This window comes from Sulfuricurvum sp., from assembly GCF_036279695.1.
In the GTDB taxonomy this organism is placed as follows: Bacteria; Campylobacterota; Campylobacteria; order Campylobacterales; family Sulfurimonadaceae; genus Sulfuricurvum.
Genome location: NZ_DASUIQ010000089.1, coordinates 23,745 through 38,078, shown reverse-complemented (window position 1 = coordinate 38,078; position 14,334 = coordinate 23,745). Strand labels below are relative to the sequence as shown.

At 43.7% G+C, this 14,334-nt stretch carries 13 protein-coding genes and 1 tRNA gene; 10 read left to right on the top strand and 4 right to left on the bottom strand.

The annotated features are described in order from the left end of the window. The 5 genes from VFW36_RS09105 to acs all read left to right on the top strand — a co-directional run. The coding region (locus VFW36_RS09105) for a DUF485 domain-containing protein (RefSeq protein ID WP_329658498.1) at nucleotides 1-246 on the top strand (246 nt) is incomplete at its 5' end. After that, the gene (locus VFW36_RS09100) at nucleotides 246-2,015 is read left to right on the top strand and encodes a cation acetate symporter (protein ID WP_329658497.1); all 1,770 of its coding nucleotides are present in this window, start codon (nucleotides 246-248) and stop codon (nucleotides 2,013-2,015) included. The genes VFW36_RS09105 and VFW36_RS09100, both read left to right, overlap by 1 nt. Before the next feature lie 49 nt (nucleotides 2,016-2,064). After that, the gene (locus VFW36_RS09095; protein WP_329658496.1) at nucleotides 2,065-3,888 is read left to right on the top strand and encodes a putative nucleotidyltransferase substrate binding domain-containing protein; all 1,824 of its coding nucleotides are present in this window, start codon (nucleotides 2,065-2,067) and stop codon (nucleotides 3,886-3,888) included. Then, nucleotides 3,888-4,502, top strand: a complete 615-nt coding sequence (locus VFW36_RS09090) for a 3'-5' exonuclease (RefSeq protein ID WP_329658495.1) — start codon at nucleotides 3,888-3,890, stop codon at nucleotides 4,500-4,502. Before VFW36_RS09095 ends, VFW36_RS09090 begins: the two co-directional genes overlap by 1 nt. Before the next feature lie 18 nt (nucleotides 4,503-4,520). After that, the gene (gene acs / locus VFW36_RS09085; protein WP_329658494.1) at nucleotides 4,521-6,479 is read left to right on the top strand and encodes an acetate--CoA ligase; all 1,959 of its coding nucleotides are present in this window, start codon (nucleotides 4,521-4,523) and stop codon (nucleotides 6,477-6,479) included. Nucleotides 6,480-6,621: 142 nt separating this feature from the next. Here the strand turns inward: acs and VFW36_RS09080 are convergent. Beyond that, nucleotides 6,622-6,696: transfer RNA gene (locus VFW36_RS09080), tRNA-Gln, on the bottom strand. A gap of 102 nt (nucleotides 6,697-6,798) precedes the next feature. On the opposite strand from VFW36_RS09080, the gene VFW36_RS09075 reads away from it, so the two are divergent. The 3 genes from VFW36_RS09075 to VFW36_RS09065 all read left to right on the top strand — a co-directional run bounded on the left by VFW36_RS09075 (nucleotide 6,799) and on the right by VFW36_RS09065 (nucleotide 8,944). Then, nucleotides 6,799-7,326 (top strand): YaeQ family protein, encoded by a 528-nt coding sequence (locus VFW36_RS09075; protein ID WP_329658493.1) that lies wholly within the window; start codon nucleotides 6,799-6,801, stop codon nucleotides 7,324-7,326. 95 nt (nucleotides 7,327-7,421) lie between these two features. Next, nucleotides 7,422-8,144, top strand: coding sequence for an ATP-binding protein (locus VFW36_RS09070; RefSeq protein WP_329658492.1), 723 nt, complete (start codon nucleotides 7,422-7,424; stop codon nucleotides 8,142-8,144). A gap of 92 nt (nucleotides 8,145-8,236) precedes the next feature. Beyond that, a complete protein-coding gene (locus tag VFW36_RS09065; protein ID WP_299997188.1) occupies nucleotides 8,237-8,944 on the top strand; it encodes a YebC/PmpR family DNA-binding transcriptional regulator in 708 nt (235 codons plus the stop codon). Nucleotides 8,945-8,947: 3 nt separating this feature from the next. On the opposite strand, the gene VFW36_RS09060 is transcribed toward VFW36_RS09065, so the two are convergent. Continuing rightward, complete coding sequence (locus VFW36_RS09060; RefSeq protein WP_329658491.1) at nucleotides 8,948-9,586, bottom strand: transglycosylase SLT domain-containing protein; 639 nt, start codon at nucleotides 9,584-9,586, stop codon at nucleotides 8,948-8,950. A 145-nt stretch (nucleotides 9,587-9,731) separates the two neighbouring features. Here VFW36_RS09060 and VFW36_RS09055 point away from each other — a divergent pair, with 145 nt between their 5' ends. Further along, nucleotides 9,732-10,052 (top strand): hypothetical protein, encoded by a 321-nt coding sequence (locus tag VFW36_RS09055; protein WP_329658490.1) that lies wholly within the window; start codon nucleotides 9,732-9,734, stop codon nucleotides 10,050-10,052. On the opposite strand, the gene VFW36_RS09050 is transcribed toward VFW36_RS09055, so the two are convergent. After that, entirely contained in the window at nucleotides 10,049-10,975 is a 927-nt protein-coding gene (locus tag VFW36_RS09050) for a class I SAM-dependent methyltransferase (RefSeq protein ID WP_329658489.1), read from the bottom strand. The genes VFW36_RS09055 and VFW36_RS09050 overlap by 4 nt on opposite strands. 4 nt (nucleotides 10,976-10,979) lie before the next feature. Further along, entirely contained in the window at nucleotides 10,980-13,106 is a 2,127-nt protein-coding gene (locus VFW36_RS09045; protein WP_329658488.1) for a WD40 repeat domain-containing protein, read from the bottom strand. Nucleotides 13,107-13,303: 197 nt separating this feature from the next. On the opposite strand from VFW36_RS09045, the gene VFW36_RS09040 reads away from it, so the two are divergent. Then, entirely contained in the window at nucleotides 13,304-14,218 is a 915-nt protein-coding gene (locus tag VFW36_RS09040) for a hypothetical protein (protein ID WP_329658487.1), read from the top strand. Nucleotides 14,219-14,334 lie beyond the last annotated feature (116 nt).

Here is a 14,334-nt window from a genome sequence, read left to right as displayed (position 1 = left end):
AAATTCGCATGGACATTGACGATTGTTATGTTGGTGATCTATTTTGGATTTGTTTTGACGATCGCATTTGATCCAAAACTTTTGGGAACACCACTTTCTGCAGGATCGGTAACGACAATCGGTATTCCGATCGGTATCGGTGTTATCGTGAGTGCGTTTATTTTGACGGGGGTTTATGTCCGTCGTGCAAACGGTGAGTTTGATGAACTCACCGCTAAAATCAAATCAAAAGTAAAGGGAGAGTGATGAAAGCGTTACTTTTAGCTCTTTTCTCAGCTGCTGCGTTTGCCGGAGAGGCACTCAGCGGTGCGGTAGAAAAACAGCCGCTTAATATGTCGGCTATTACGATGTTTCTTATCTTTGTTGCGGCTACATTGGGGATCACCTATTGGGCAGCAAAACGTACCAAAACGGCAAAAGATTTCTATACTGCCGGCGGAGGGATCACAGGGTTCCAAAACGGTATGGCAATCGCAGGTGACTATATGTCAGCGGCGTCATTTTTGGGTATTTCTGCTCTTGTTTATGCGAAAGGGTATGATGGTTTGATCTACTCTATCGGATTCTTGGTCGGTTGGCCGATTATCTTGTTTATGGTCGCTGAACAGCTCCGTAACCTCGGTAAATACACCTTTGCGGACGTTGCATCGTATCGTTTGCGTCAAACGCCTATCCGTACATTGGCGGCGTTTGGTTCTATCTTGACCGTTATTTTGTATTTGATCGCTCAAATGGTAGGGGCTGGAAAATTGATCCAACTTCTTTTCGGTTTGGATTATGAGATTGCGGTTATTCTCGTCGGTGTATTGATGATCCTCTACGTAACATTCGGTGGGATGTTGGCGACTACTTGGGTTCAAATCATCAAAGCGTTCTTGCTCCTATCGGGTGCAACATTTATGGCAGTTGCAGTTATGGCTCACTATAACTTCAATTTCGAATCATTGTTCAGCACTGCGGTTAGCATGAAAGATGCGTCAATCATGGCTCCGGGTAAACTGGTAAGTGATCCGATTTCAGCGATTTCTCTCGGTATTGCATTGATGTTCGGTACAGCGGGTCTTCCGCATATCCTTATGCGCTTTTTCACCGTTAGCGATGCAAAAGAAGCACGTAAATCAGTTTTCTATGCGACAGGATTTATCGGGTATTTCTATATCTTGACATTCATCATCGGTTTCGGTGCGATCGTTATGGTATTCCAAAACCCACAATATCTTGATTTGGCGAAACAAGCAGTTGACGGCGGTTCTCCGATCCTCGGCGGCGATAATATGGCGGCAATTCACTTGTCACATGCGGTTGGTGGAGACTTCTTCCTCGGATTTATCTCTGCGGTAGCATTCGCAACTATCCTTGCGGTTGTTTCAGGTCTTACATTGGCGGGTGCATCAGCGATTTCACATGACTTGTACGCAAGTGTAATTCGTGCTGGACGTGTTGATGGAATGATGGAGATGAAAGTATCTAAAATCGCTACGGTTGTATTAGGTATTATCGCGATCTATCTTGGTATTGTTTTTGAAAAACAAAACATCGCGTTCATGGTCGGATTGGCGTTTGCGGTTGCCGCAAGTGCGAACTTCCCGATTTTGTTCCTTTCAATGTTCTGGTCGAAACTTACTACACGCGGTGCATTCATCGGTGGTATGATCGGTCTATTGACAGCAGTTATTTTAGTTATTCTTGGGCCAATGGTTTGGGCAGAAATTATCAATGCAGATGCGCTTAAAGCAGCTATCGCTGCGGCTAAAGCTGCGGCAACGGCTTCGGGTGCAACTGCAGCTGAAATTGTTAAAGCAGGTGATGTGGCGAAAGCAGCTTTCATTAAAGAAACGGCTATCTTCCCATATCAATATCCGGCATTGTTCTCTGTAACGGCAGCGTTTGTAAGTATCTGGTTCTTCTCAATCACTGATAAATCAGATAATTCGAAAAAAGAGATCGAAGCGTTCGAAGCTCAAAATATCCGTTCCCAAACCGGTATCGGTGCAGAAGGTGCTGTAGAGCACTAATGATTGATCTGTCCTTTGGGGCAGATGCAAGAAATTTTAGGAGTCACTTTTGAGTCTATTTGACCAAAAAGCACTATTGATGTCGATCCATCCTTTCGATCTATTGGATGAGAGGATGATCGAAAAACTGATGACCCAGATGGATATCGCCTATTATCCCAAAGAGACGGTTTTGATCGCTCCTAGGGTGAGGGCGGAATCCCTCTACATTATCATCAAAGGTATTGTCAACGAGACAATTGAGGGTGAACTTCAAAATGTGTATGGGGAGCGTGACAGTTTTGACGCCAACTCCCTCATATACGGTAATACCCAAAGCACGTTCAGTGTTGCTGAAGATCTCATCTGTTACGAACTCCCCAAAGAATCTTTCCTCAACCTTCTCCAAGATGTCGAATCGTTTCAAAACTACTTTATGCAAGACTTCATCACTAAGCATCAGAACTTAAAAGAGCGACAGCACCAAAATGAGTTGACTCCGTTTATGGTTTCTCGTGTGGATGAGATTTATCTGCATAAGCCTTGTTTTGTTGAGGCTTCCATGCCGATAAAAGATGCGTTGCGACAAATGGCGGATCAAGACGGGAATGTTATTTTGGTTCGCGAGGGTGAGCGAATGGGGATTGTGACCGATACGAACTTGCGTGAAAAGCTTCTCTTGAGCGATAAAAGCCGCACTGATCCGATCGGAGAAATTGCGACGTACGGTTTGATTACGATTGAGCGAAACGATTTTCTCTTTAACGCCCTTTTACTTTTTACCAAACACGGTATCAAACGGTTGGTAGTCGTCGAAAATGATGCGGTTGTAGGCATTTTGGAACAGCTTGACCTCTTAAGCCATTTTGCCAATCATACCCATCTCATCGCCGCATCGATCGATCGTGCGGTAAGTATCGACGAGCTTCAAAACGCACAGCGTTCATTGACCCATCTGGTACGGTCGTTGACGACCAAAGGGGTTCGGGTACGCTATGTCTCCAAACTCGTCAGCGAGCTAAATGCAAAAGTGTATCGCAAAGTCTTCGAGATGGTTGTTCCCGCAGAGTTTCAAGACAAATGCGCATTGATTGTGATGGGGAGTGAAGGACGCGGTGAACAGATTCTGCGAACCGATCAGGATAATGCCCTTATCGTTCGAGACGGCGAAGATGTGGAGACCTTTGAGCCGTACATGATGCAGCTCAATGAATATCTGCTTCAACTTGGATTTCCGAAATGCAGCGGAAACGTCATGGTCTCTAACCCGTATTGGCGCAACAGTGTTTCGGGATACCAGAGTAAAATTGAGACATGGACCAATACTCTCAGCGAAGAAGCATTGATGGGATTATCTATTTTCCTAGATGCCCATTGTGTTGCGGGGGATGAAAAACTGCTAGAGCTGTGTCGGACATTCTTGTTTGAACATTTTGAAGGACGCAGTGACGTCATGGCCCATTTGGCGAAAGCTACTTTGGCATTTGAAACCCCGCTCAGTCTGATCGGCGGATTTGTTTTAGGACGAGCCGAACACGGAAGTGAGTTTGATATTAAAAAAGGGGGGATTTTTGCGATTGTTCACGGAATCCGTATTCTCTCTTTGGAACATAAAATTTCTCACACCAACACAACAGAACGGATAAAAGACCTCAATAATCTCGGATTGTTCGATAAACGATTTGCGAGCGAATTGATCGAAGCGTATGATACATTGTTGAGTATTCGGCTCCGTTTTATTCTGTCTCAAAAGCAAGGCAGTGATATTCAAAACTATGTCAATCCGAAACTGCTTTCTAAAGCAGAGCGTGATTTGCTCAAAGATGCGTTTAAAATTGTCAACACGTTTAAAAAGTTTTTGACTTACCATTTTCATTTGGGAATGGTGGTGTAATGTTCGCATTTCTCAAACGTGCATGGAACCGTCGTGGATTGAATGACGAAAACTATGCGTGGATGTTTGAACCTTACAACGGGGATGAAGTTGTTGTTTTCGATACCGAAACGACGGGACTTAATACTAAAAAAGATGCGGTACTCAGTATCGGTGCTGTGAAGGTCAAAGGGGATCGTATTTTGACCTCTGAGAGTTTTGAAATTTTTTTAAAACCCTCTAAAGAAATCAGTGTCGAGAGTATCAAAATTCACCATATTCGCCCCTGTGATTTGGAAAATGGACTCGAACCGCTCGATGGGGCAAAAAAGTTTCTTGATTTTATTGGAAATAGACCTTTGGTTGGGTATTATTTGGAGTTTGATATGGCGATGATGAATCGGCTGATCAAACCGTGGCTGGGATGTGAACTCCCCCATAAACAAATTGAAATTTCTGGGCTCTATTTTGATAAAAAAATAGAGCTTATTCCTCAAGGAAATGTTGATTTACGCTTTGATACGATTCTGCGGGATTTGAAGATTCCGAGAATGGGACAGCACAATGCATTGAATGATGCGATCATGACCGCAATGGTCTATATAAAATTACAACACACGACTAAATTAAACTAAACACAAGGAGCCTTAATAATGAGTGATATCGTAAAGCCGACTTTTCAACCGAACCGTGAGTTCGCTAAATCTGCCCGTATTAAAAATATGTGTGAATACCATGATTTGCAAACATGGGCAAGTGAAGATTATGAAGGATTCTGGGGCAGTTTTGCAAATGAGAAAATCGATTGGTTTTCACCGTATACACAAGTGCTTGATGAGAGCAATGCGCCGTTTTACAAATGGTTTGTGAACGGTAAACTTAACGTCGCTCATCAATGTATCGATCGTCATCTCAGCTCTCGCAAAAACAAAGCGGCGATTATTTTCGAAGGTGACCGCGGTGATAAACAAATTATTACCTACCTTGAGCTTTATTACAACGTCAATAAATTTGCAAACCTCCTTAAAAACGAATTCCACGTCAAAAAAGGTGACCGTGTCGTTATCTATATGCCGATGATCCCTGAAGCGGCGTACGCGATGCTTGCATGTGCCCGTATCGGTGCGATCCACTCGATCGTATTCGGCGGATTCTCTTCTGAAGCGTTGAAAGACCGTATCGAAGATGCGGAAGCGAAATTGGTCATTACTGCTGATGGTGCATACCGCAAAGACAAACCGTATATGCTCAAACCGGTAGTTGACCAAGCGATCGATGAAAAATCTCCGGTTGAAAAAGTCCTCGTGGTTGAACGTAACAATGAAGACATCACATGGGTAGCGGGACGCGACTATTCATACAACGAACTCATCAAATCACAATCTAGCATTTGTGAAGCGGAAGTTATGGATGCTGAAGATCCTCTTTTCCTCCTCTACACATCAGGTTCTACCGGAAAACCAAAAGGGGTTCAACACAACTCTGCGGGGTATATCCTTTGGGCGCAAATGACGATGGAATGGGTATTTGACGTCAAAGAAAACGACACCTACTGGTGTACGGCTGACGTCGGCTGGATTACCGGACATACCTATATCGTTTACGGACCGCTTGCAATGGGTGCTACGACGGTAATGTTCGAGGGTGTACCTACGTACCCTGATGCCGGACGTCCGTGGAAAATGGTTGAAGAGTACAAAATCAACCAATTCTACACTGCTCCAACTGCGATCCGCGTATTGCACAAAATGGGTGAAGATGAGCCGGCTAAATACGATCTCAGCAGCCTAAAAGTTCTCGGAACCGTCGGTGAACCGATCGATCCTCCGGCATGGAAATGGTACTATGAAGCAGTCGGCGGCGGTAAATGTGCGATCGTCGATACGTACTGGCAAACCGAGACGGGGGGACATATCGTCTCTCCATTGCCGGGTGCGACTCCGATCAAACCTGCATGTGCGACATTCCCGCTTCCGGGTATCATGGCTGAGATTCTTGACCCTCAAACAGGGGTAAAAGTCGCAGCAGGTGAGGGCGGTTATATGTGTGTAACCCGTCCTTGGCCTTCTATGATTCGCGGTATTTGGGGTGATCCTGAGCGTTTCGTGAAATCGTATTTCGGTGATGTCAAAAAAGACGGTCAACCGGTCTACTTCACGGGTGACGGCGCAATCTACGACGAAGACGGATACATCACAATCACGGGTCGTACGGATGACGTTATCAACGTTTCGGGTCACCGTATGGGAACTGCCGAAGTTGAAGCGGCTTGTAAAAAACACCCTAACGTCGCCGAAGTTGCCGTTGTCGGTAAACCGCACGACATCAAAGGTGAGGGAATCTTCGCCTATATCGTTCTCAAAAGCGATGACACCGTCGGTGAAGAGATGGAGATGGTCAAAGAGATCAACAAAGTGATCATGAAAGAGATCGGTAACATCGCTATCTGTGATGACATCGTTTTCGTTCCGGGCTTGCCGAAAACACGTTCAGGAAAAATCATGCGTCGTATTCTTCGCTCAATCGCGAAAGGCGATGCGATCACTCAGGATATTTCGACTCTCGAAGATCCAAGTATCGTTGCAACGATCGAAGCAAAAGTCAAAGGGTAAGTTTTACCCTTTCTCTCCTCTCCCGCTTCGGCGGGAATTTCCCTCTATTTTCTCCTAAAAAAAATACAGCTATTGCAAATGGGTATAAACTAGTTTAATAGTCAAATGAGTACGGATTTAAAAAAATGAATGGCGTAGAATGTGGATGGGGAAGAGGGATTCGAACCCCCGAATGACTGGACCAAAACCAGTTGCCTTACCGCTTGGCGATACCCCAATATTTTGAAAGCGTAAGAATACATATCCATTCCTTAAAGATCAATAGAAACACTGCTTCAGAACACTTATGCCATAATCTCACATTTACAAGGGAGTTCTCATGGCGGCAGGTTCAACGATCTACAAAGCACAGCTCAGTATTGCCGATATGGATCGCAATTACTACGAAACCCATGAGATTACGATTGCACAGCACCCCTCAGAGACCGATCAGCGTCTGATGATCCGTCTTGTCGCCTTTGCCCTTAACGCGAGTGATCGCCTCGTCATAACCAAAGGGATCGGCGGAGATGACGAACCCGAACTGTGGGAGAAAGATTACAGCGGCGATGTCGTGCTTTGGATCGATCTGGGACAGATGGATGAGAAGCGCCTCCGCAAAGCATGCGGACGGAGTGAGCGGGTGATTGTATACACCTATAATCTCAAAAGTGCTACCGCATGGTGGAAGCAATACGGTTCAACGTTCGAGCGGTTTAAAAACCTCCGTGTGATACATTTGCATTCCGAGGGGATCGAGTCGCTTTGTGAGCGTTCTATGCGGCTTCAGTGCAATATCTGCGATGGGGAACTCTCTTTTCACAGTGAACAAGGAGATGTTACGATATTGCAAGAAGTGTGGCAATAATACGTCACGATTCTCTACACTTGATTCTCCTTTAACTCTAAAAGCGCTACCTTTGGCTATACTTGTTCCTATATTATTTCCACATGGATAAACCTATGAAACGAAAAATCGGAAAATTTAAAAGCTCTATCGCTACGCTCGAACTCCAAGATCGCGTATTGCGTGAAAACACCCTTATTTTAGCGGAGCCGGGATCGGGTAAAACGCATCTTGCCAATAAAATACGTGAATTTGTAATCGCGAGCGGTCTTCCGACTCTCTATCTTGATTTTTCCGATCCGACCCCCGATCAGGTAGAAGAGAAATTTAAAACCAGCAGTGATTTTTACTATATGCGTTTTGACGAGAGCGATGCGTTCAACGCCGCTTTGGACAGTGCGATTGCAGAGCGAAAAAATATCTATATGGCGGTTAGCCCATCGTTTTTTGCGAGCAAACGGGACATCAAAAGTAAGCTTTCTCAAATGATGCAGAAGCGTGAACTTTTGGATAATTACTACTACATTATGCAAGAGATTGCGAGTTTGGAAGGGTTCTATACCAAATTCGAGGACTTTATGTTTTATATTTTCGATCTCGTCAACCTCAAAAAATTCGGTCTTACCTTTTTGGCACAGCCTCATGAGATGTTTGAAAACCCGCGTATCAAACTGTTGTTCTCATTTCTTTTCGTCGGTCGTTGCTCTAACGCCTACTATTACAACACAACGGTTCTTCGCTCGATGGAGCCGAATACTTTTCTCTATCAACATCGTGTTGATAACCGCTCGCTCCTCTTTAACAACATTCAAAGCGATATTGTCTTTATCGACGTCTAAACCGAGTCAATCGGTTTGCTCGGCGTTGAAGATAGAGGCTAAACCCGCTATAATTTCATAATTTTTTACACTTTTTAGAAGGAGCATACCGTATGGGAAGAGCGTTTGAATATCGCAAAGCGGCAAAAATGAAGCGCTGGGGAAATATGTCGCGAGTATTTCCGAAACTGGGCAAAATTATCACAATGGCGGCAAAAGAGGGGGGTGAAGATCCCGATATGAACCCGAAACTCCGTACCGCAATTTTGACGGCTAAAGCGCAAAATATGCCAAAAGACAACATCGATGCGGCGATCAAACGTGCCAGCGGTAAAGATGCTATTTCCTTGGCAGAGATGAATATCGAAGGGAAAGGGCCGCATGGAGCGCTTTTCTTTGTTGAATGCGCTACCGACAACAATGCTCGAACGATCTCTAATGTACGTACCATTTTCGGTCGTGCCAAAGGGGAGACGCTCAACAACGGTTCACTCGAATTTATGTTCAGCCGTAAAGCGGTATTCCGATTTCCAAAGCCTGCAATGGATCTTGAAGAGCTTGAATTCGCACTTATCGATGCAGGATTGGAAAGCATCGAAGAAGAAGAGGGTGAAGTGAGCGTATATGGCGAGTACACTGCATTCGGTGCACTCTCTGCCGAATTAGAAAAAATGGGGATTACCCCTGATAGCGCCGCATTGGAACGTATCGCCAACTCTCCGGTCGAGTTTAGCGATGAACAAATGGCAGATATTGAAAAACTGATCGATAAACTCGAAGAGGACGATGACGTCCAAGCCGTTTATACCAATATAGGGTAAACGTTACTCTTCATTACTTTGATGGATGGTAGCATCCATCAGTAATGTTTTTATAAAATGATCCTTTGTCCCTTTTTTAAACTCAGGATCGCTTAGCAATACCGAGATTTTGGTACTTTTATTTTTCTTAATCAGCTTTTTGAGCTTAATCTCTCCTAACCCATAAGCGAAATCAACAAGATACCACTCCCCAAACTCTTTTTTTAAGTCTTTAATGTACCGGATCGCCGCTTTTGTTGAGAGCTCAATGTCGCGACGCTCATCTTGACCTTTTTTGATGGTCAAACCATAGGTACGTCCTGAGTGCTCCATAAATTGCCATAAACCTACGGCTCCGCCACCGCGTGCATCACTTCTAAAATTGGATTCGCAATAGGGGATCAATGAAAAATAGAGAGGAATGTCTGCCTCTTTGAATTGTTGAGCGATTTTGGCATGCTCTTCTTTGGTCACGTTATAGCGTTTCATATGGTATTTATAACTCATAGCGTGCGTATCTCGTATTTTGTGTAAAGCATTGATCTCTTCATACGTCTCTTCGGAACCGATTGCACTCAAAGAGGCGTTAATTGCCTCCTCCGAAGGTACGGCATAGAGCGTTATGGAATAGAGTAATAAAAATCCAAAAAGTATACGCTCCATTTTTCCCCTTTTTACTATTACTCTGTATTGTATCATGCTCATGTTAATGAATCAAATAACGGTATTGATTCGGTTGTAAAGTATTTTATACGATTTGTATGGTATATTGGGTTAACGATGAATACTCACAAAGAGGTAGATCACCATGCAAGAAGAGAGAAAAAAGATTATTCGCTATGCGTTGGACTATGAGGTTGAGAATATCAATACGTATGCGGGATACAAAGGCGATTTGATTGTAAAAGTTACGACGAAAGATATTCATGCCGCTGCCGAAATTCGCAAATATGCCGACTCTCTGGGGCTAAAAGAGATCGTGGTAAAAGAAAATCCGAGTGTCGAAGAGTATGAAATTTTTTGTGTAACTCCCGATAAAGCGGTATATCATCTCAAAACCGAAGAGATAAGCGACAAAATTCACGCCAAACACTCCTCACAAAAAGATGTTTGGAACGGGAGCCATTAGGCTATTTTTGTTGCCGTTAGAAAAAGATAATCTCTCCCTGTCACGGTTACCCGAAACTTTTTCTGCTGAAGGTATTTTTTGCAGTAGTAGATGTCTTTGATGAGGATTGACATTTCCGAATAGGGATAATTGGGTGCTTTGGCTCCGTAAATCATCTCCCCCCCCATCCAACGACAGTTTGGAAAACCGAGAATCATTGCGCCGTGTGGGGCAAGATACTCTTGAACCAAGGAAGCGAAGAGGCTTTTGAATTCCAAGGTACTGCTTTGCAGTGTCCCGATGGTGATGATGAGATCAAAGCGCCCTAAACCTAAGGACGATAAATCGTTAATGTCATGAACATGGAATATCGCATTGCCCTCATCAAAGCGTTCCCTTGCAACAGTGATGGCACTTTGTGAGTGGTCGATTCCCACTAGAGAGAGATTTTTATACGTTTCATGCGGGACGATACGGCGAATGAGGTCGAACTCATCTCCCGTATTGATCCCTAGATTTAAAATCCGCTTTTTTTCTCCAACTTTGACGCTGTTTAATGCCCGTAAATAGGCACTTAAAAAAGCGGGTTCTTCATTTTTATGCACTTTGGCAAAACGTGATTCGCTCCCGTATTTTTCCTCTTGTGCCTCAACCCGGTGGAAAGAATCGCCAAGATCGATTTTTTTGTAGGTCAGGATTACGGTATGGCCGCTTTGAACTTTTGGGGTCAACAGACGGCAAAAGAGGAGTTCGGCTAAATCGCTCCACGCTTTATAGCTTCGGTGGAGATAGCTTTCCTCTTCGATCAAGATCGTTTCCCCTGCATAGCTCCCCTCTGCGAGGTCGGGATTGAGTACTTCAAACATCAGGGTATCGGACTCTTTTAGACTCTCTTGCGCCCATGTGAGGATTTCGGTGAGAGGTTCGGTGGTAAATGATTTCATCAAATTAGGCTATTTTACTGGGTAAGCTGGTGTAATGGGCGAGCCAATGGTCTCTATTTTTAGGGGTTAGATGGACTTCTGTGAGCTCAGGGACAATCTCTTTGCGTTTTGCTTTTTTGAGTAAATTTCTTAGCTCCGTATCGATACCGAATAAATCGCAGTAGGTGAATACGCCTGACGTAAAGGCCTCCGGTTCTGTTTTGAGAAGTCTTTTGAGTTGGACATGATAAGCTGTCCGTAAAACATTGCCGATCCGTCCATGTCGCTGCGGAAGAGTTATAAGCGCTGAAAACTCTTTTTTGATGGAGGGGACATCTCCTCGAATAGCGTAGCGCTCCGCCATTGAGAGCTTTTTCTGCCATAGAGTATCGAGCTCTTTGCCCCACTCGAAGTGTAAGAGTTCAGGATGGGTATCGATCAGGTGATAGGCTGAACGCAAATGGTCGTTCGCAATGGCATGGTGCAAATTTTTTGCGGAGGTATAGAGCTGTTTGAGTTGATGGTATTCGGATTCGTATTGTACGACCCCTCTGAGCTCATTCAAAAGCAATTCAGCCTGTTCGAATGAGCGCTCATGAAGTGCTTGCGCAACGGCTCGTGCAATCTCGCCGGTCTCTTGGATGAGGTTGATGTATGAGGGGAATTTTCGAAGGAGCGGGAAATTTTGGGTAAGGTTTTTGAGTTGATAATAATCTTTGATCTGAATCGCTTTTGAATAACTGATGAGGATAGCGGAGTTTTGGATTAGCAATAGGATAAAAGGGCGCTTTGAACTCACGGTCGCAAACATACTCAACTCTTCATGAATCTCTTTCTCTTTATTGAGAAGCATCAGTTTTTGAGCTCTTGAAAATTTTTCGCTCCAGATCTTTTCGACATGTTGGTAAATAGTCGTCTCTTGTAAAAGGGGGAATTGTTCTGCATGGCCATAAAAAGCCGATAATTTTTTTTGCTCATACAGCGCGGTAAAACGGTCTAAAAAAGAGTAGGTTTGGAATACTTCCGCGATCTCTTTTGTTTTGGCGGCTTTAAAAGGTTCCAAAATCCTTTTGGCGTCATCGACCATTTTTTGGTTTAGATACTCTTTTGCTTTTTTAATGTGTTCGGCATAAATACTCTCAAGCGCTTTGTAGAGATCACTGTTTAGCAAAAGAGGCTCATCGGCGCAGAAACGATACGCTTTCGCATACTCTTTGTCCCGAATCAATTTTTCAAGCTCCTCAAAAGGGAGTGGTTCGAATTTCAGAAGCTCTCTATTCTGGTTGCCGACCAAAAGATCATTATTGACAAGAGATAATGCACTAAGGGGAGAATCGAGTTCTGCGTAGCGCTCTTGTATGATCTTAAACGTATCACCGTTGATCAGGGTAACATAGCGTAATTCCGAAGCAACGATAATATAGGGTTTCGGTCCTACTTGGAGTATATAGCGAACGTTTTTATGAGCAGTGCCGAGGCGTTGGTTGGGGAGTTTCCCGTGACGATCGATTTTTATCAGAGTCCCCTCTTGATTACCCGAAATGATGAAATTGTCGTAAACCAAAAGCGCCGTGATCTTCATGTAACCGGGGGTATAGCGTTTCATAAATTTTTGTGTCCGATAATCGGTTACGACGACGCTCCCGCCATAGCCTGATGAAGCGATGGACATCCCCTCAAACGTTAATGCGGAAACATAATTCGTTTTGGGTTTTGAAGACAAAGAATTGTACTCGGGAAACGAGTGGAGTCGGGCGATCAAGGTACTCGAATCGCATCGCCATAGCAATACTCTCCCCTGATCGGTTCCGCAGACACAGTACAGACCGTCCGGAGAGAACGAGAGGATCGTCGGTGATTGCTGATCCAAATCAAATTGCATGATCACTTTTTTTTCGTTCAGATCGATCAAGTTGAGGAGATGAGACTTCGCACTTCCAAAAAGGAGACGATTGAAATGGGGATCAAATGCGCAAAAAAGGGTGTCGTTGTCTGGAATATTGGGGCGAAAGATTCTTAGTGATTCTCCGTTTGATAGATCGTGAGTATAAATAGTATTGTCTTGTGTGACAAGACCGACGTTCGGATATTTCAGGGGCTGTATCAAAACAATCGGCGATTCGAACTGCGTTAAACACGTTTTTTGAGGCATCGAAACGAACCTTTATCCAGCTAGTATTACCAAAGTATAACATATTATTATGAAATTAACCGAAAAATTTATCCGTTGTTTTAGAGCAAAATGGGGAGTGTAAAGGGATATTTTTTTTTAGAAGCGATTAAGAAAGATAAGTATACCATCTAGCTAATAGGGAATAGTCATATATCGGTCACGGTAGGGAGATCGGGATGCTGCGTCGTTTTTCTTTTGTGTATATGTTGGTTTTCGGTATTTTGCTATGGATTGTAGCGGGAATCGCTATTTTTGGCATTGCGATATGGCAACAATACAGTATTGTTCAACTCACCGACAAACTGTACGAACACCCCTTTATCGCCAATAATGCCGCGCGGGATATTCGTGTATCAAGCCGTACGGCTTGGGAATACGCCAATCAAATTATTTATCATGATGCACTAAACCAAGAATCGTTGAACAAAATTCACGAATTTGAGCTCAAAACAAAAGAGAACTTTATCACGCTCCAACGTAGTTATTTGGGAGATCCTCAAGATATTCGCAACATTTATAGCGATTTCATATCGTTACGAGAGGTGTATCTTGATGCGGTTGCATTGGTTCAGCAGGGTGAAGTTGAAAAAGGACGTACCTATATTGAAACCCATGAGGGGCTGAAGCGGTATTATCAACTTTCCGATGACGTGAATAAGGTCATCTTCAACACTCAAGAGAGTGCTATCGAATATAAAGCCGAAGCGGTGAGTAAAGTTCATTCAGGGATGAATCTCCTATTGCTATTATCGGCGATTAGTATCATCATCGGCAGCATTGCCTCCTTTTTTCTGGTTCGCTATCTCAACCAAGAATTTCATATTCTCAAAGACTTTGCCCGTAAAATCGAAACAGGCGAATTTGGGCAAATGGGTGATTTGCAGAGTATTTTTAGTGAGTTTAGGGAGCTTAAACTGACGCTCAATATCATGTCACAATCGCTCAAAAAGTCGGATCAGGAGATTCGCGACGCGTATAATCAGACACAAAGTATGAATACAGAATTAGAAGAGAGCTATCGACATCTCAAAGAGATGCAAAGCCAATTGGTCGAGAGTGAAAAAATGGCATCAGTCGGAAAAGAAGCGTAATCTTATTTTAGAATGTATTAAGAAATATGATACTACTATTGAACAAGGTGAACCGTCATATATCGGTCATAGAGTGGTGATATATCGGTCATGGTCTATCTCAATAAAAAGGTCAT